The sequence below is a fragment of the Streptomyces sp. URMC 129 genome (genome assembly GCF_051386415.1).
Lineage (GTDB): Bacteria > Actinomycetota > Actinomycetes > Streptomycetales > Streptomycetaceae > Streptomyces.
The window spans coordinates 1-18,085 of sequence record NZ_JBPQTQ010000131.1 but is presented as its reverse complement, the minus strand read 5'-3'; the positions used below and the strand labels follow the sequence as shown (position 1 = coordinate 18,085).

At 75.1% G+C, this 18,085-nt stretch carries 14 protein-coding genes; 12 read left to right on the top strand and 2 right to left on the bottom strand.

The genetic code is table 11. The features are described 5' to 3' along the window. Together ACSNOC_RS23045 and fxsT are read left to right on the top strand one after the other, a co-directional pair. The coding region (locus ACSNOC_RS23045; RefSeq protein WP_436749461.1) for a hypothetical protein at positions 1–396 on the top strand (396 nt) is incomplete at its 5' end. Between the two features lie 56 nt (positions 397–452). Then, entirely contained in the window at positions 453–3,080 is a 2,628-nt protein-coding gene (gene fxsT / locus ACSNOC_RS23040) for an FxSxx-COOH system tetratricopeptide repeat protein (RefSeq protein ID WP_436749460.1), read from the top strand. 44 nt (positions 3,081–3,124) lie between these two features. Here fxsT and ACSNOC_RS23035 read toward each other — a convergent pair whose 3' ends face one another. Continuing rightward, positions 3,125–5,431 (bottom strand): ATP-binding cassette domain-containing protein, encoded by a 2,307-nt coding sequence (locus ACSNOC_RS23035; protein WP_436749459.1) that lies wholly within the window; start codon positions 5,429–5,431, stop codon positions 3,125–3,127. 130 nt (positions 5,432–5,561) lie between these two features. Beyond that, positions 5,562–6,449, bottom strand: a complete 888-nt coding sequence (aac(3), locus tag ACSNOC_RS23030; RefSeq protein WP_436749458.1) for an aminoglycoside 3-N-acetyltransferase — start codon at positions 6,447–6,449, stop codon at positions 5,562–5,564. A 127-nt stretch (positions 6,450–6,576) separates the two neighbouring features. Between aac(3) and ACSNOC_RS23025 the strand changes: the two genes are divergently transcribed. From ACSNOC_RS23025 to ACSNOC_RS22980, 10 genes are read left to right on the top strand one after another with little or no spacing between them, the layout of a single operon-like run. Next, the gene (locus ACSNOC_RS23025; protein ID WP_436749457.1) at positions 6,577–7,845 is read left to right on the top strand and encodes an ATP-grasp domain-containing protein; all 1,269 of its coding nucleotides are present in this window, start codon (positions 6,577–6,579) and stop codon (positions 7,843–7,845) included. Next, positions 7,842–8,714, top strand: coding sequence for a Rossmann-like domain-containing protein (locus tag ACSNOC_RS23020; protein ID WP_436749456.1), 873 nt, complete (start codon positions 7,842–7,844; stop codon positions 8,712–8,714). Before ACSNOC_RS23025 ends, ACSNOC_RS23020 begins: the two co-directional genes overlap by 4 nt. A gap of 20 nt (positions 8,715–8,734) precedes the next feature. Continuing rightward, complete coding sequence (locus tag ACSNOC_RS23015; RefSeq protein WP_436749462.1) at positions 8,735–9,820, top strand: PLP-dependent cysteine synthase family protein; 1,086 nt, start codon at positions 8,735–8,737, stop codon at positions 9,818–9,820. Next, on the top strand, positions 9,817–10,977 hold the full coding sequence (locus ACSNOC_RS23010) for a mandelate racemase/muconate lactonizing enzyme family protein (RefSeq protein WP_436749455.1): 1,161 nt from the start codon (positions 9,817–9,819) through the stop codon (positions 10,975–10,977). Before ACSNOC_RS23015 ends, ACSNOC_RS23010 begins: the two co-directional genes overlap by 4 nt. Beyond that, positions 10,974–12,260, top strand: coding sequence for an MFS transporter (locus ACSNOC_RS23005; RefSeq protein WP_436749454.1), 1,287 nt, complete (start codon positions 10,974–10,976; stop codon positions 12,258–12,260). The genes ACSNOC_RS23010 and ACSNOC_RS23005 overlap by 4 nt, the downstream gene beginning before the upstream one ends. Continuing rightward, positions 12,257–13,081 carry a class I SAM-dependent DNA methyltransferase gene (locus ACSNOC_RS23000; protein ID WP_436749453.1) on the top strand — a complete coding sequence of 275 codons (825 nt, stop codon included), beginning with the start codon at positions 12,257–12,259 and terminating at the stop codon, positions 13,079–13,081. The genes ACSNOC_RS23005 and ACSNOC_RS23000 overlap by 4 nt, the downstream gene beginning before the upstream one ends. Then, positions 13,078–14,682: an ABC transporter substrate-binding protein gene (locus ACSNOC_RS22995; protein WP_436749452.1), complete on the top strand. Its 1,605-nt coding sequence runs from the start codon at positions 13,078–13,080 to the stop codon at positions 14,680–14,682. Before ACSNOC_RS23000 ends, ACSNOC_RS22995 begins: the two co-directional genes overlap by 4 nt. Next, positions 14,679–15,632: an ABC transporter permease gene (locus ACSNOC_RS22990; protein WP_436749451.1), complete on the top strand. Its 954-nt coding sequence runs from the start codon at positions 14,679–14,681 to the stop codon at positions 15,630–15,632. The genes ACSNOC_RS22995 and ACSNOC_RS22990 overlap by 4 nt, the downstream gene beginning before the upstream one ends. After that, positions 15,629–16,540 (top strand): ABC transporter permease, encoded by a 912-nt coding sequence (locus ACSNOC_RS22985; RefSeq protein WP_436749450.1) that lies wholly within the window; start codon positions 15,629–15,631, stop codon positions 16,538–16,540. The genes ACSNOC_RS22990 and ACSNOC_RS22985 overlap by 4 nt, the downstream gene beginning before the upstream one ends. Continuing rightward, a complete protein-coding gene (locus tag ACSNOC_RS22980; protein WP_436749449.1) occupies positions 16,515–18,023 on the top strand; it encodes an ABC transporter ATP-binding protein in 1,509 nt (502 codons plus the stop codon). Before ACSNOC_RS22985 ends, ACSNOC_RS22980 begins: the two co-directional genes overlap by 26 nt. Positions 18,024–18,085: the final 62 nt, after the last annotated feature.

The following is an 18,085-nucleotide window of genomic DNA, read 5'->3' as shown; positions in this document are numbered from 1 at the left end:
GTGGGGGACGCCGTCGGGACCGGGGCGTGGCCCGATGTGCGGCGGCGTGTCGCGCGGTTGCTGGGGCGGGGCGACGAGCGGCGCGAGCGCGACGAGTTGGCGCGGCTGGACCGGGCGGCGGCCGAGTTCGCCGCGGCGGAGCCCGGGGACGAGGCGGAGCGGGTGCGGTTCGGCCTGCGGGCGGTGTGGCGGACGCGGTTCGAGACGCTGCTGGAGGATCAGGCCGGGGACCGGGAGCGTGCCGAAGTCGGCGCGTTGATCCGGGACTTGGCGGCGCCGGATCCGGGCGGTGGGGGTGTGGACATCCGCGCCGACCGGGGTTCGATCGCGGCGGGTGTGGTCACCGGGGGCGCGTACGTCGGCCCCCCTCGGAAGCCGGCTCCGTCCCGGGGCTGAACGGACCGGCTTCTGACAGCCCCCCTCAACTCCCGGTGCATCCGGGCGGATTGTCCGTGCAGGCCAGTGACCGGGGCATCGCGGTCGGCCGTGCCGAGCACGTCACGTACCAGGTGGCGCCGTCGCCCGGGGTGGCGTGGCCGCAGCGGATCGGTGTCATTCCCGAGCAGGCGAGCTGCTTCCAGCACCGGGGCGCGGTCGACGCCCTGGACGCCGCCGTCGCGCGGGGCGGTACGGCCGTGCTGTGCCAGGTGCTGTCCGGCACGGGCGGCGTGGGGAAGACGCAGCTCGCCGCGCACTACGCCCGGCGACGGTGGCAGGCGGGCGACGTGGATCTGCTGGTGTGGGCCACGGCGGGCAACCGGGACGCCATCGTCTCCGCCTACGCCCGCGCCGGGGCGGCGGTGGCCGGTGCCGACAGCGGCGATCCCGAGGAGGCCGCGCGGGACTTCCTGGCCTGGCTGGAGACCACCCGGCGGCCGTGGCTCGTCGTCCTGGACGACGTCGCGGACCCGGGCGACCTGCGCGGCCTGTGGCCCCGGCGGAACCCGGTCGGCCGGGTGGTCGTCACCACCCGGCGGCGTGATGCCGTACTGACGGGCAGCGGACGGGAGTTGGTGCCGGTCGGGCTGTTCACCGCGGCGGAGGCCACCGCCTATCTGAACGCGACGCTCGCCGCGCACGGCCGGCAGGAGGACCCGGAGCAGGTGCTGCGGCTGGCGCAGGATCTCGGCTTCCTGCCGCTGGCCCTGGCGCAGGCCGTCGCGTATCTGATCGACCGCGGCCTGGACTGCGCCTCGTACCGCGCGCGGTTCGCGGACCGGCGCCGGAGGCTGGCCGACATCCTGCCGGAGGACGGGGCGCTGCCCGACGAGCAGCGCCGGACCGTCGCCGCCACCTGGTCGCTCTCCGTGGACCTGGCCGACCGGCTGCGGCCCGCCGGGCTCGCCCGGCCGCTGCTGCGCGTGGCGAGCGTGCTCAACGCCAACGGCATCCCGGTCACCGTGCTCACCGGTCCGCCCGCCCTGGAGTACCTCGGCTCCCACGTCGGCGGCCGGGAGGTGGACGAGGAGGACGCGCACGACGCGCTGCACTGCCTGCACCGGCTCAACCTCGTGGACCTGGCGGGCGACGCGCCCGCGAGCCGCGTCCGCATCCACGCGCTGATCCAGCGGGCGACGCGGGACCAGTTCGGTCCGGACGAGTTCGACGGCGTGGTGCGGGTGGCCGAGCGGGCGCTGATGCACGCCTGGCCCGAGATCGACAACGGCGGCAGCGGCGGCGACGTGCGGGCCAACGCCGAGGCGCTGCACGCCCACGCCGGGGCCCGGCTGTGGCGGGACGGCGCGCCGGCCGTGCTGTACCAGGTGGGGCGCAGCCTCGGCCGGGCCGGGCTCGCGGTGTCCGCGACCCAGCACTGGGAGCAGATGGTGGCCGACGCGCGGCGGCATCTGGGCCCCGATCACCCGGACACCCTCACGGTGCGGGTGGCGCTCATCGAGTGGCGCGGCGTGTCCGGGGACCGGGCGGGGGCGGTGCGGGCGCTGGAGGAGCTGCTGGCCGACCGGCTGCGGGTGCTGGGTCCGGACCATCCGGACACGCTGAACGCGCACGCCCTGATCGCGGACTGGCGGGAGAAGGCCGGGGACCGGACGGGCACCGTGCGGGCGACGGAACGGCTGCTCGCGGAGCGGCTGCGGGTGCTGGGCCCGGACCACCCGGACACGCTGGCCGCCCGCGCGCTGGTGGCCGAGCGGCGCGGCGCGGCGGGGGACCGGGCGGGCGCCATGCGGGAGTTGACGGAGCTGCTGGCGGAACGGCTGCGTGTCTTCGGCCCGGACCACCCGGACACGCTCATCACGCGGGCCCGGATCGCGGAGCGGCGCGGGCAGTCCGGGGACCGGGCGGGGGCGGTGCGGGCGCTGGAGGAGTTGCTGGCCGACCGGCTGCGGGTGCTGGGGCCGGACCATCCGGACACGCTGGCCACCCGGGCCCGGATCGCGGAGTGGCGGGGGCAGTCGGGGGACCGGGCGGGGGCGGTGGCGGCGGCGGAGGACCTGCTCGCCGAGCAGCGCCGGGTCCGCGGCCCGGACCACCCCGACACGCTGGGCGCGCGGGCGCTCCTCGCGCAGCGCAGGGGCGCGGCGGGGGACCGGGCGGGCGCGGCGGAGGCGCTGGCCGCGCTGCTCGCGGACCGGCTGCGGGTGCTGGGGCCGGACCATCCGGACACGCTGGCCACCCGCGCCCGGCTCGCGGAGTGGCGCGGCGCGGCGGGCGACCGCGAGGGCGCCATGCGCGCGCTGCGGGAGCTGCTGGCCGAGCGGCTGCGGGTGCTGGGGCCGGACCACCGCGAGACGCTGGCGACGCGGGCGAGCATCGCGGAGACGCTCGGCGCGGCCGGGGACCGGGCGGGCGCGGTGCGGGCGCTGGAGGAGCTGCTCGTGGACCGGCTGCGGGTGCTCGGGCCCGAGCACCGCGACATCGCGGCCACCCGGAAGCGGATCGCGTACTGGCGGGCCGGGCAGGTGCGTTACTACCTGCGCTGGCGGGCCGCCGACGGGTCCGAGCAGTCCATGGGCCCCTTCGCGCACGCGGCCACCGCGCGGCAGGCCGGGGCGTGGGCGGAGCGCGGCGGCGGCACGGGCGTCGAGGTGGTGGAGGAGACCACCTCGGACCCGCCGTGACGTCGCCACGCCGTGGTCGCGGGCGGTGCCGCGGCGGCCGGCCGTTACCCGTCGGCGCCGACGTACTCCCGCAGGTGGCGGGCGGTGAGCGTGTCGGCCCCGGATATCAGCTCGGCGGGCGTGCCGGTGAACACCACCCGGCCGCCGTCGTGGCCGCCGCCGGGCCCGAGGTCGATGATCCAGTCGGCGTGCGCCATCACGGCCTGGTGGTGCTCGATGACCACCACCGTGTTCCCGTCGTCCACCAGCCGGTCCAGCAGGGCGAGCAACTTGTCCACGTCCGCCATGTGCAGGCCGGTCGTCGGCTCGTCCAGCACGTACGTCGAGGACTTCTCCGCCATGTGGATGGCGAGCTTGAGCCGCTGGCGCTCGCCGCCGGACAGAGTGTTCAGCGGCTGGCCCAGCCGCAGATAGCTCAGGCCCACGTCGGTGAGGCGCTCCAGGATGGCCGCCGCCTGGCCGGTCGGGAAGAAGTCGCGGGCCTCGGCCACGGACATGCCCAGCACCTCGCTGATGTTCTTCCCGCGCAGCGTGTACTCCAGCACCTCGGGCGTGAAGCGCTTGCCCTCGCACCGCTCGCACACCGACGCCACCCCGGCCATCATGGCGAGGTCGGTGTAGACGACGCCGATCCCGTTGCAGTGGGAGCAGGCGCCCTCCGAGTTGGCGCTGAACAGGGCGGCCTTCACGTTGTTGGCCTTGGCGAAGGCGGTGCGGATCGGGCCCAGCAGGCCGCTGTACGTCGCCGGGTTGCTCCGCCGGGAGCCGCGGATCGGGGACTGGTCGGCGACGACGACCCCGTCGCGGCCCGACAGATAACCGTGGATCAGCGAGCTCTTGCCGGACCCGGCGACGCCGGTGACCACGGTCAGCACCCCGAGCGGGATGTCGACGCTGACGTCCCGCAGGTTGTGCAGGCCGGCGTGCTCGATGGAGATCGCGCCCAGCGGCTCGCGGGTCTTCTCCCGCAGCGTCGCCCGGTGGTCCAGGTGGCGGCCGGTCAGGGTGCCCGAGGCGCGCAGCCCGGCCACGTCCCCGGTGTAGCAGATCCGGCCGCCGTTCTCGCCGGCGCCGGGGCCGAGGTCCACGACGTGGTCCGCGATGGCGATGACCTCGGGCTTGTGCTCCACGACGAGCACGGTGTTCCCCTTGTCGCGCAGCCGCAGCAGCAGGCCGTTCATCCGCTGGATGTCGTGCGGGTGCAGGCCCGCCGTGGGCTCGTCGAAGACATACGTGACGTCGGTGAGGCTGGAGCCGAGGTGGCGGACCATCTTCACGCGCTGGCTCTCACCGCCGGAGAGGGTGGCGGACGTGCGGTCCAGGCTGAGGTATCCGAGGCCGATCTCCACCAGCGACTCCAGCGTCTGCCGCAGGGTGGCGAGCAGCGGGGCCACGGACGGGTCCTCGATGGAGCGGACGAACTCGGCCAGGTCGCTGATCTGCATCGCGGAGCACTGCGCGATGTTCACCCCGGCGACGGTGGACGACAGCGCGGCGGCGCTCAGCCGTGAGCCGCCGCAGGCCGGGCACTCGGCGAAGACCACGGCCCGGTCCACGAAGGCGCGGATGTGGGACTGCATCGAGTCCCGCTCCTTGGTGAGGTAGGTCCGCTGGATCTTGGTGACGAGCCCCTCGTACGTCATGTTGTTCGACCCGACCTTGATCTTGACGGCGGGCTTGTGCAGGAAGTCCTCCCACTCGGCCGGGGTGAAGTCCCGCAGCTTCTTGTCCGGGTCGTAGAACCCGGAGCGCGCCATGATCTGCCAGTACCACGAGCCGACGGTGAAGCCGGGCGCGGTGATGGCGCCCTCGTTGAGGGAGAGGTCGCGGTCCACGAGCTGGTCGATGTCGATCGTCGACACCTGGCCCAGGCCCTCGCACTCCGGGCACATGCCCTCGGGGCTGTTGAAGCTGAAGGCGCTGGACGTCCCGATGTGCGGGGTGCCGAGGCGGCTGAAGATGATCCGCAGCATGGTGTAGGCGTCGGTGGCGGTGCCGACGGTGGAGCGGGAGTTCGCCCCCATCCGCTCCTGGTCGACCACGATGGCGGCGCTGAGGTTGTGCAGGCCGTCGACGTCGGGCCGGCCGAGGCTCGGCATGAACGACTGGATGAACGCCGTGTACGTCTCGTTGATCAGGCGCTGCGACTCGGCGGCGATGGTGCCGAAGACGAGCGAGGACTTGCCGGAGCCGGAGACGCCGGTGAAGACGGTCAGGCGGCGCTTGGGGATGTCCAGCGAGACGTCCGCCAGGTTGTTCTCCCGGGCGCCGCGCACCTGGATCACGTCGTGGCTGTCCGCCGCGGCGGGCCGGGCGGCGGTGGTGGCGGTGGCGGGCGGTTCGGCGGGCATGCGGGGCTCCCCGGGCATCGGACGGGATCGGCCGTCTTCGGACATCGGTGCGACCGAGTATGACCCGGACCACTGACAATCCGGGTCGGGGGGCGGGCGCGGGCGGCCGGGGGCGACGATGAGTGCCCGGTCAGGTACGGGCCGGTGATCCCGTGCCGGTCCGCGCGCCGCCGCCCAGCCTCGTCTCCATCCACGTCACGCCGAACCGCGTCACCGCGCCCGCGTCGAACAGGTGGGACGTGGCCGCGCCGGTCGCGCCGCGCGTGCCGATGCCCGCCGCGAGCATGTCCCGGGCGATCGCCGTGAACGGCCACTCGACGTCGGGCGGGACGACGCCGGAGTAGTCGAAGGCGCCGCCGCTGGAGTCGATGTCGCGGAAGCGGCGCCACACCCGTTTCCCGCCGACCGTGATCGGCTGCTCGAACTCCACGAACCGCTTGCCGGGCGCGTCCGCCAGCGCCTCGGCGTGGTGGAGCAGCGTCAGGGAGTCGAGGGGCGCGCCCAGCAGCAGCACCTTGCCGCCGGCCTCGACCAGACGCGCCAGCGGGCTGCCGGGGCCGTGCGGGTGGTCCCAGGGGTGGTCGGCCATCAGGTCGTGCGCGGCGGCCCCGAGCGCGGCGAAGCTGGCGTCCGGGTGGCGGCTGCGCACCGCGCCGGGCCGGCGGCGCAGCGCCTCGGGGAGGCGGCCGTTGGCGTGGTCGGCCTCGCTGAAGTCCGGGTGGTAGGCGGGGTGGTGGGCACGCACCGCGTCCTGCCAGGACCGGGGCCAGGTGGGGAAGTCGTAGGACAGGGCGTCGTTCCAGCCGCAGGCCACCATCAGCGTGCCGCGTGCGCCGACGACGTCCAGCAGTGCGCCGATGACGGCCTGGGTGCCGCCGGCGACCCAGCCGAGCGCGGACATCCCGGTGTGGAACATCACCGTGTCGCCGGTGCCGAGGCCGAGTTCGCGCAGCTCCCGCGCCAGCCGTTCCTGTGTCACCGGGCCGCCGGAGCGGCGCAGCAGGTCCTTCTCGTCCATGGGCGGCACTGTGCCACGGCGGGGGCCTGCGGATCTTCCGCATTTTCTGTCTACAGATCAGATGACAATGAAAATGATTATCGATAGTCTTCGCGGCGGCCAGGTCCATGTCACTGGAGGGCGCACCGTGGGACATCTGCTGATGATCGAGAGCTGGGTCGGCTCGATGAGCCGGCTGCTGCCGCGTGCGATCGGGGAAGCGGGGCACCGGTTCACTTTCCTCACCCGTGATCTGCACCACTACCTGCGCGCGGCACCACCCCCCGCGCCGCATCCGCTGCTCGCCGCCGCCAACGTCCTGACCGCCGACACCAACGACACGGCCGCGCTGACGGCCTACGCCGGGAAGCTGCACGACGTGCTCCGCTTCGACGGCGTGATCTCGTCCTGCGACTACTACCTCCCGGCCGTCGCCCACGTCGCGCGCCACCTCGGCCTGCCGGGACCCGCGCCGGACGCGGTGGACGCCGCCTGCCGCAAGGACGTCACCCGCCGGGTGCTGGCTGAGGCCGGGGTGCCGGGCCCGGAGCACGCGGTGTGCCGGGACTGGCCGGAGACGGCCGCCGCGGCGGCGCGCATCGGATATCCCCTGGTGATCAAGCCGGTTGACCTGTGCGCGGGGATGTTCGTCCGCGAGGTCGCGGACGAACGGGCGCTCGCCGAGGCGTACAAGGCGCTGGGCGACTTCCCCGTCAACGCGCGCGGCCAGCGGCGCGCGCCCGTCGTGCTGCTCGAAGAGCTGCTGACCGGGCCGGAGTTCAGCGTCGAAACGGTGTCGTACGAGGGCACCTGCCACGTCGTCGGGGTGACCGACAAGAGCGTCGGCGGTGCGCCGGCATTCATCGAGACCGGGCACATGTTCCCGGCGGCGCTCGCACCGGACACCGCCCGCCGGATCGCGGACACGGCCGTCGCCGCGCTCACCGCGCTGGGCCTGGACCAGGTCGTGGCGCACACCGAGATCAAGCTGACGGACGACGGCCCCCGGGTGGTCGAGGTCAACCCGCGCCCGGCGGGCAACCGGATCACCGAACTGGTCCGCCACGTCACCGGCGTCGACCTGCCCGTCGCCGCCGTGGACGTGGCGCTGGGCCGGCGGCCGGACCTCACGCCGCACGACACGGGCGTGCGCAGCGCCGCCATCGGCTTCCTGCTGCCCGAACAGGCCGGTGAACTCGCCGGGTTCGACGGCGCCGAGGCCGCCGCCGAGGCGCCGGGGCTGCGCGAGCTGGACCTCGCCCGGCCGGGCCGCGCCGTGCGGCCGGCCGCCAGCAACAACGACTACCTGGGGCACGCCATGGTCACCGCCGAGGAGGCCGGCGCCGCGCGCGGCCGGGTCGAGGCCGTGCTCGCCGGGCTCTGTCCCCGCTACGCCCCCGCGGACGGTGCGGCGTGAGGTCGGTCGCGGAGCTCGAACAGCGCGTGCTGGGCGGCGAGTTCGGCCCCGACCCGGCGGAGCTGCGGATAGCCGTGGCGTTCACCACCTCCCAGGCCGTGCGGCACCCGGGCCGGACCGGCGGGTACCGCAACGAGGTGCTCAGCCTGCGGCTGGACGGCGCCGTCGGGTCCTGCGCCGTGGAGCCGGGCGCCCTGCCGGGCGGGGCGCTGGACGACTGCGTGGGCGCCGACGTCGGCCGACTGCTCGGCCACCCGCAACCCGCCGTGCGGATCGCGGCGCTGGACGCGTACCTCGCGCACGTGCTGCCGCACACACCCGAGAACGGCGCCCACCCCTACCCGCTGCCATCCGGCGGCAGCCTGCGCAAGTCCCGGGCCCGCGCGCGGGCCGTGGTGGACCTGCTGCCCGGACTCCCCGCGCCGCGCCGGGTCCTGGTGGTCGGCGTGGTCAACTCCCTGCTGGAGCGGCTGCGCGAACGCGGCATCGGCTACGTGCCGTGCGACTTCAAGGGCGGCACCACCGAGTGGGGCGAGCCGGTCCGCCGTGACGCGACCGCCGAACTCGACGGCTGCGACGCCCTGCTGGTCTCCGGGATGACCCTCGGCAACGGCACGTTCGAGGTGTTACTGGCCCACGCCCGCGACACCGGCAAGCCGCTGGTGCTGTTCGCGCAGTCGGGCAGCGCGGTGCTGCCGCGCTTCCTCGGCTCGGGGGTGACCGCCGTGTCGGCCGAACCGTACCCGTTCTTCTGGCTGGACGGCGGTCCCGGCGTGCTGCACCGCTACACCGCGCACGACGCGCACGACGTCACGGGAGCAGCGGGAGTCGCGGAAGCGGCGGCCGGAGTGCCGGGAGGTGCCGCGTGACCGCCGTCGCCACCGAACAGATGGGCCAGGCAGGGCAGGCCGCCGGTCAGGTCACCGCGCGCCCCGAGCTGCTGGCGCTGCTGGGCCGCACCCCGATGGCGCGGATCACCGTTCCGCTGCCGCATCCGCACCCCGGGTTCTGGGCCAAGCTGGAGGCGCTGGGCGCGGGCGGGCTCAAGGCCCGTGCCGCCGTCGCGATGCTGCGCGGCGCCCGCGAGCGCGGCGAACTCCGGCCCGGCGCCCCGGTCGTGGAGTCCACATCCGGCACGCTCGGCCTCGGCCTGGCCTTCGCCGGGCAGGCCCTGGGCCACCCCGTTGTCCTCGTCGGGGACGCCGAACTGGAGCCCGCCGTCCGGGCGTTGCTCCGCGCCCACGGGGCCAGGCTGGAGCTGGTGGAACGGCCCGCCGCCAACGGCGGCTGGCAGGCCGCCCGCATCGCCCGGCTGCGCCGGCTGCTCGCGGAGCTGCCCGGCGCGTACTGGCCCGACCAGTACAACAACCCCGACAACGTCGCCGGTTACGCCACCATGGCGGCCGAGATCGGGGACGCGCTGGACCACCTCGACGTGCTGGTGTGCAGCGTCGGAACGGGCGGCCACAGCGCCGGGATCACCGGGCCGCTGCGCCGCCGCTGGCCCGGGCTGCACGTCATCGGCGTCGACTCGATCGGCTCCACCATCTTCGGCCAGCCCGCGCGCCCCCGCCTGATGCGCGGCCTGGGCAGCAGCATCCACCCGCGCAACGTCCGGTACGACATCTTCGACGAGGTGCACTGGGTCGGCCCGGCCGAGGCCGTGGACGCCTGCCGCCGGCTGGCCAGGGGCTGCTTCGTCAGCGGCGGCTGGAGCACCGGCGCCGTCGCCCTGGTCGCCGCGTGGGCCGCCCGCACCCGGCCGGGCGCGGTCGTGGCGACCGTCTTCCCCGACGGGCCGCACCGCTACGTCGGGACCATCTACGACGACGAGTACTGCCTGCGCCACGGCATCGGCGTGCCCGAACGCCCGCCCGCCGCACGGCCGTTGGAGATCCCGCATCCGCGCGCCGTCGAGGCGACCGGCTGGACCCGCTGCCGTACCGTCGTCGATCCGCTCCGGGAGACGGCATGAGGCTCACCGTCCGTACCGCGTCACTCGAACTCCGCACCCCGCTGCGGATATCGCGCTCGGTCATGGCCCGGCGCGACGCCGTCTGGCTGACCGTCGAGGACGGCCAGGGGGCCGCCGGGCACGGCGAGGTGGTCAGCTCCGCGTACCTCGGGCTGAGTGCCGAGCGCGCCAAGCACGCCCTGCTCGGCCACGCCGCGCCCGCGCTGGCCCGGCAGCCGCACCCGGAGGCCGCGCTGTCGGCCCTGCTGGACGGGACGTTGCTGCCGCGCGGCTTTCCGCCGGGCGTCACGGCGGCGGTCGACTCGGCGCTGCTCGACCTCGTGGGCAAACGCGCCGGCCTGCCCGTGCACCGGCTCCTCACCGGGGGCGGCGGGTCGGGCGACCCCGGCGAGGCCGGTGCTTCCGATACATCCGATGTGTCGGATGCGGCCGATGCGGCCGGGAAGGAGGCGGACGACGCAGCACCGGTGGCCGCCGCGACGGCCCGCACCATCGGGATCACCGACGCGGCCGACGCCGCCTCCCAGGCAGGGGAGCTGGCCGCCCGCGGCTTCCGCGTCCTGAAGATCAAGGCGGGTTCGGCCGATCCGGCCGAGGACCTGGACCGGGTCGCGGCCGTCCGCGACGCCGCCCCCGGCGTCCGGGTCCTCCTCGACCCCAACGGCGCCTGGACCCCCACCGCCGCCGAGGAGTTGCTGCCACGCTTCGCCGCGCTCGGCGTCGAGGCCGTCGAACAGCCCACCGCCGCGGGCGATCCCGAGTCGCTCGCCCGGCTCGCGGAACGGTCGCCCGTGCCGCTGATCGCCGACGAGGACGCCGCCGGGTACGACGAGGCGCTCCGCCTCGCCGGCCGCGTCCACGGCGTGAACATCAAGCTCGCCAAGTGCGGTGGCGTGCACCAGGCGTTGCGCATCGCGGGCGCGCTCGACGGCAGCGGCACCGACGTCATGCTCGGCTGCCTGGCCGCCTCCTCCCTCGGCATCGCCCCGGCGGTCCACCTCGTGGCCCGCGCCCGGTGGGTGGACCTCGACGGCCACTTGCTGCTCGCCCACGACCCATGGCAGGGCATCGGCGGCGCCGACGGGACGGTCCGTGCCGCGGACCGGCCCGGTCTCGGCGTCCACCCGGCGGCCCGGCCGGAAGAGGACCCCGCGTGAAGACACTCCGCGCCGTGCGCGGCTTCCCGCTCGCCGTACGCCTGTTGCTGGTCAACCAGTTCGGCGTCAACACCGGCTTCTACCTCCTCATCCCCTACCTCACGGTCCACCTCGACGAGGACCTCGGGATGTCGGCCGCGCTCATCGGCGTCGTGCTCGGGGTGCGGAACCTCAGCCAGCAGGGGCTGTTCATCATCGGCGGCTCGGCCGCCGACCGGCTCGGCGCGCGGGGCGTCATCATCGCCGGATGCGCCCTGCGCACGGCCGGGTTCGCGTTCTTCGCGGTCGGCGACGGGCTCGCCGTGCTCCTCGCGGCGTCCGTGCTCAGCGGGTTGGCGGGTGCCCTGTTCAACCCGGCCGTCCGCGCGTACATCGCGGTCGAGTCGGGCGAGCGGAAGGCCGAGGCGTTCGCCCTCTTCCAGGTGTTCGCGACGGCCGGGGCGCTCGCCGGGCCGCTGCTCGGCAGCGCGCTGCTACTGATCGACTTCCGCGCCTCGGCCCTCACCGCCGCCGCCATCTTCGCCGTCCTCACCGTCGCGCAGGCCCTCGTGCTGCCCGCCCGCGAGGTGCCGGAACGGCCGGGCGGCGGGCGGCCCGGAGTGCTCGCGGACTGGCGCGAAGTCGCGTCCAACCGCCGCTTCCTGGCCTTCGCCGCCGCCATGACCGGCATGTTCACCCTGGAGAGCCAGCTCTACCTGCTGCTGCCGGACGGCGCCCGCACCGCCACCGGCTGGGCGGGAGCGGCGAGTCTGATCTTCCTGGTGGGCACGGTCGCCGGCCTCACCCTCCAGTTGCGCATCACCACCGCGCTCAAGCGGCGCGGCAGCCGCGGCCGTTGGATCTCCGCCGGACTCGCCTGCACGGGGCTGGGGTTCCTGCCGCCGCTGCTGGTGGTGACCGGCGACGGGCCGGGTGGGCCGACCGCCGTGCGGCTGCTTCCGGTGCTCGCGGGCGCGGTGTTGCTCTACCTCGGCGTGATGGCGGCCCAGCCGTTCGTGATGGAGATGATCCCCGCGTTCGGCCGGGAGACGCTGACCGGCACCTACTTCGGCCTGTTCTACGTCGTCTCCGGCGTCGCGGCGGCGGTCGGGAACACGATCGTCGGCTGGGCCATGGACCTCGGGGAACGCGGCGACCGGCCGTGGCTGCCCTGGCTGTGCTGTGTCGCCTTCGGCCTGCTCTCCGCCACCGGGGTCGCCCTGCTCGGCCGCCGCGGCGCGCTGCCCGAACCGGCCGCGGCCACCGCCCCCGCGGCCCGGCCCGCGCGGGAGGCCGTGTCATGACCGGCGCCGGGAACCTGCTCACCGACCGGCCCGAGCTGTACGAGGCCCAGTTCCCCGACCCCGAACGGCTCGCCGCCCGCTGGGCGGAGGACGCGCTGCTGCGGCACGGCGCCGGACCGCGCGTACTCGACGCGGGGTGCGGCACCGGGCGGGACGCCGCCTACCTGCACGGCCGCGGCCGGCGGGTCGTCGGCATCGACCTCGCCGCCACGATGCTCGCGCACGCCCGCGCCCACCATCCGGGACCGGAGTATCTCCAGGCCGACCTGCGGGACTTCGACCTCGGCCGCACGGTCGACGCCGTGCTGTGCCTGGACAGCGCCCTGCTGTACTGCCACACCAACGAGGAGCTGACCGCGTTCCTCGCCGCGTGCCGCCGCCACCTCTCGCCCGGCGGCCTGCTCGTCGCGGAGATGCGCAACGGGGCCTACTTCCTGGGTGGTTGCGACCTGCTGGACGGGCCGGTGACGCGGACGCTCACCGACGGCGGCGTCACCCGCACCGCCGTCACCACCCTGTGGATCGACCGCGCCGCCCAACTCCTGCGGCGGCGCCGGGTGTGGACCGCCGACGACGGCTCGCCGCCCCTCGAACAGCGGTCCGCCTGGCGGCTGCTCTTCCCGCAGGAGCTGCGCCACTTCCTCACCGTCGCCGGGTTCGACGTGCTGGAGCTGCACGACGGCCCCGGGCCGCGCACCGAACCGTCCTGGCGCCCCGGCGCACCGGAACCCGCCGGCACCGCCGACGGCGACCGGCTGCACGTGGTCGCCAGGCTCTCCGCTCACCCCGACTCCCCAGCGAACGAAGGACGATCGTCATGACCGAGCACCACAGACCCCTCCCCGCCGGCCCGGCCCGCCGTCCCGCCCGCCGCCCACGGCCAGGACGGTGCGGCGGCGCGACCGCCGCCCTGGCGCTGTCCGCCTGCGGCGGCGGCTCCGGCGCCGACTCCGGCTCCGGCGGCGGTGACGGCGACGGCGGCGAGCCGCGCCGCGGCGGACGGCTGCGGGCCGCCTTCGCGGGCGGCGGCGCGAGCGAGACGCTCGACCCGCACCTGACCAACCTGTTCTCCGACGCCGCCCGCGCCAAGGCGCTGTTCGACAAGCTCGCGGACTTCGGCTCCGACATGTCCGCCCAGCCGCGCCTCGCGGAGCGCTGGGAGCCGAGCGACGGCCTCGACCTGTGGACGGTCACCCTCCGCGAGGCCCAGTGGCACGACGGCACGCCCGTCACCGCCGACGACGTCCTCTACAGCTACCGCCGCATCGCCGACCCCGACCAGGCTTTCCGTGCCAAGGCGTCGCTGGAGCCGATCGACCTCGACGCCAGCCGTGCCGTGGACGACCGGACCGTCGAGTTCCGCCTCAAGCGCCCGTACGCCGAATTCCCCAACGTGCTGGCCGCGTTCGGCGCGTACATCGTGAAGGACGGCGCGGAGACGTTCGACAGCCCGGTCGGCTCGGGGCCGTTCCGCTTCGTCTCCTTCGAACCCGGCCGCTCCCTGCTGGTCGAGCGCTTCGACGGCTACTGGGACGGCGCCCCCCACCTGGACGAACTGGAGATCGTCGTCGCGGACGAGGAGTCCGCGCGGATCAACGCGCTGCTCGGCGGCCAGGTCGAGTACGCCCACGAGCTGAACCCGGCCACCGCCCGCGCCCACGAGAACGGCGGCCAGGTCCACGTCGTGCGGCTGCGCAACAGCGCCATGCAGGGCTTCGTGATGAAGACCGACCGCGCGCCGTTCGACGACCCGCGTGTGCGCGAGGCGTTCTTCCTCATCGCGGACCGCCAGGAACTGGTCGACGGCGCCCTGTCCGGCGCGGGCGAGATCGGCAACGACCTGTTCGGCAAGGGCTATCAGTACTACGCCGACGACATCCCGCAGCGCGAGCAGGACATCGACCGGGCCAAGGAACTGCTGCGCGAGGCCGGTCACGGCGACGGCCTCACCGTCACCCTCGACACCTCCCCGGTCGCCACCGGCTTCATCGAGGCCGCCGAGATCTTCAAGGAACAGGCCGCCCGCGCCGGGGTCACCGTGGAGGTCGCGGTCGGCAACGAGGACACGTACTGGGCCGACACCCTCGACTCCGGCACCATCGCCTGCACCCGCTCCGGCACCATGCCCATCGAGTCCCACATCTCGCAGCGCCTGCTCAGCGATTCGCCCACCAACGCCACCCACTGGCGGCACGACGACTTCGACGAGCTGTACCGGCAGGCCCAGTCCACCCGCGACGAGGCCGAACGCGCCGCGATCTACGGCCGGATGCAGCGCCGCCTGCACGCCGAGGGCGGCTTCCTCATCTGGGGCTTCGCGGACTGGATCGTGGCAACGGCCGGGAACGTGCACGGCGTCGAGGAGGAGGCGCCCGCCAACACCCTCGACTGGGCGCGCTTCGACCGCGTGTGGCTGGCGTGACCGACCGCCAGTCCTGGCTGCTGCGGCGGCTGGCGCTCGGCGTCGTGCAGACCGTCGGCGTGGTGGTGCTGGTCTTCCTGCTCACCGAGGCGCTCCCCGGCGACGCGGCCGTCGCGCTCGCCGGGGACGCCCCCGACCCGGAACGCGTCGAGCGCATCCGGGAGATCATGCGGCTGGACGAGCCGGCCGCCGAGCGCTTCGCGGACTGGGCGGCCGGCCTGGTCCGCGGCGACCTCGGCACCTCGCTGGTCTCCGGGCGCCCGGTCGGCGACTACCTGACCGGCGCCATCGGGCCGACGGTGCTGCTGGCGGGCCTCACGCTGGCGCTGCTGATTCCGCTGTCCGTGGGGCTCGGCGTGCTCGCCGGGCGCCACGAGGGCGGCCGGATCGACCGGTTGGTCAGCGGGACCACCCTGGCGGTGTACGCGGTACCGGAGTTCGCGCTCGGGGTGCTGCTCATCGTCGTGTTCGCGCTGCGGCTGGGCTGGTTCCCGCCGACGGCGGTCGGGCACGGCACCGACCTGCTGGCCGAACCGGCCGTGCTGGTCCTGCCGGTGCTGGTGATGCTGGCCCGGCCGGTGTGCTCGATCAGCCGCCTGGTCCGGGCCGGGATGATCGACGCGATGGACTCGCCGTACGTCGCGCAGGCCCGGCGGTACGGCGTCCCCGGCGGGCGGATCCGCTGGGCGCACGCGCTGCCCAACGCCGTGGCGCCGGCGGCGCAGCAGGTGGCGCGGACCTGCGACTGGCTGCTCTCGGGGGTGATCGTGGTGGAGGCGCTGTTCGTCATTCCCGGGCTCGGCACCGTCCTGATCGACGCGGTGGCGGCCCGGGACATCCCGGTCGTGCAGGGGCTGGCCGTCGTCTTCGGCGTGGTGACCGTGCTGTTGAACCTGGCGGCGGACCTGGTGACGCACCGGTTCGCGCCCCGGGCGGGGGTGGCGGCATGAGATTGCTCCGGATCCGGCCCCCCGGACGGCTGACGGGCGGACAGGCCGTGCTGGGCCTGGCGTTGATCGCGGTACCGCTGTTCCTCGCCGTCGCGGGGCCGTGGCTCGCGGGCGAACCCGGGCCGCGCGGCGTGTCGTTCACCACCGGCCAAGGGCACTGGCTGGGCACCGACTTCACCGGCCGGGACGTGTGGCGGCAGGTGCTGCTGGGCGGGCGGTCGGTGGTGCTCACCGCGGCGACGGCCACCGCCGTCGCGTACCTGGTGGCGCTGCCGATCGGGCTGGCCGCGGCGCTGACGCACCGGGCGTGGCTGGAGGAGCTGCTGATCAGGCCGCTGGACGTGGTGCTGGCGGTGCCGTCGCTGCTGCTCCTGCTGATGATCGCGGCCCTGTTCACGCCGGGGCCGATGGGCCTGGCGCTGATCGTCGCGCTGATCAACGTGCCCGACACGGTGCGGATCGTGCGGGCCGCGGCGGCGGAGGCGGCGGCCCGGCCGGCCGTGGAGGCGATGCGGATGCAGGGCGAGAGCTGGTGGCGGATGGCCGTGGGGTACGTGGGCCGCTCGACGCTGCGCACGCTCGTCGCCGACGCGGGGGTGCGGCTCACCGGGACGCTGTACCTGGTGGCTACCGCCGCGTTCCTGGGCGTCGGCGTCGCGCCGGACGCCGCCGACTGGGCCGTGATGGTGGACCACAACCGGACCGGGCTGTTCGTCCAGCCGTGGGCCGTGGTGGTCCCGGCCGTGCTGATCGTGGCGCTGACCACCGGCACCAACCTGCTGTTCGACGCCGGGCTGGCCGGGCCGTCCGCGAAGAAGGCCGCCAGGAGCGCTGCCGAGAACGCCACCGGGAGCGCTGCCGGCAGCGCTGCCAAGAGGAGGAATGCCCGTGTCCGTGGCACGCGTTGAGAACCTGCGGGTCGTCATCGACGGCCGGCCCGTGGTCGACGGTGTCTCGTTCACCGTGTCACCGGGCCGCTGCACCGCGCTGGTCGGTCCCTCGGGCAGCGGCAAGAGCACCACCGGGCTGGCGCTGCTGGGCGAATACCCGGCCGGGGCGGAGGTGTCCGGCACGGTCACCGTGCACGGCCGCGCCGGGTACGTGCCGCAACAGCCCGCCGCCGCGCTCAACCCGGCCCGCCGGGCGGGGGCGTTGCTGGACGACATCGCCCGGCAGGCCGGGGGCGCCCGCGCCGAGCGCGCCGAGCGGGTGCGGTCGGCCCTGCGCGCCGCCCAGCTTCCCGAACCGGAGCAGGTGCTGCGCCGCTTCCCGCACCAGCTCTCGGGCGGCCAGCAGCAGCGGGCCGTGCTGGCGCAGGCGCTGCTGTCGGGCGCGCCGGTGGTGGTCGCGGACGAACCGACCACGGGGCAGGACGTGTTGACCCGGCAGCGGGTGGTCGCCGAACTACGAGCGGTGCTGGCGCGGGGCGTCGCGGTCGTGCTGCTCAGCCACGACCTCGACGTGGTGCGGGAACTGGCCGACGATCTGGTGGTCCTCAACACCGGCCGGGTCGTGGAGTCGGGACCGGCCGCCTCGGTCCTCGCCGCGCCCCGGCACCCGTGGACCGCGCGGATGGTGGCCGCCGCCTTCGAGACCGAGCCGGTGCCACCGGCCGGCGAACGACCCGCCGGGGAAGGGGACATCGCCCTGCGGGTGGAGGAGCTGACCGCCTGGCACGGCGCGCGCCGCGGCGGGACCACTGTGCTGCGCGGCGCCTCGCTGACGCTGGGCGCGGGGGAGTGCCTGGCGGTCGTCGGCCGTTCCGGCTCCGGCAAGACGACGCTGGCCCGCTGCCTCGCCGGGCTGCACCGGCGCTGGTCGGGCCGGGCCCTGCTGGACGGGGACGTGCTGCCGCGCAGTGTGCGGAGCCGGAGCCGGGAGCAACTGGCCGCCGTTCAGTACGTGTTCCAGGACGCGCGGGCTTCGTTCGACGAGTTCAGGCCGGTGCTGGACCAGATCGCCCGCACGGCCGTCCGGTTGCGCGGCACCACCCCGGAGGCGGCGCGTTCCGAGGCGGCCGTGACGCTGGCCGCCGTGGGCGTCGAGGCGGAGACGGCGGCCCGGCCGCCCGGGGGCCTCTCCGGCGGCGAGCTGCAACGTGCCGCGCTGGCACGGGCGTTGCTGGCCCGGCCGAAGGTGCTGCTGTGCGACGAGATCACCTCCGGGCTCGATCCCGTCACCCAGCGGGGAGTGCGCACGCTGCTCGCCGCGGTGAAGGAGCGGACGTCGCTCGTGCTCATCACGCACGATCTGGCGGTCGCCGCGAGCCTGGCCGACCACATCGCGGTGCTGGACGAGGGCCGCGTGGTGGAACAGGCCCCGGCCGCCGAGCTGCTGGCGTCCCCGTCGCACCCGTTCACGCGCCGGCTTCTGGACGCGCTCCCCCAGTAGGCCGGCGCCGCGCCGCTCGCGGCGCGGCGCCACGACCCACGACCGCCGGGTGGGGCAGGCCC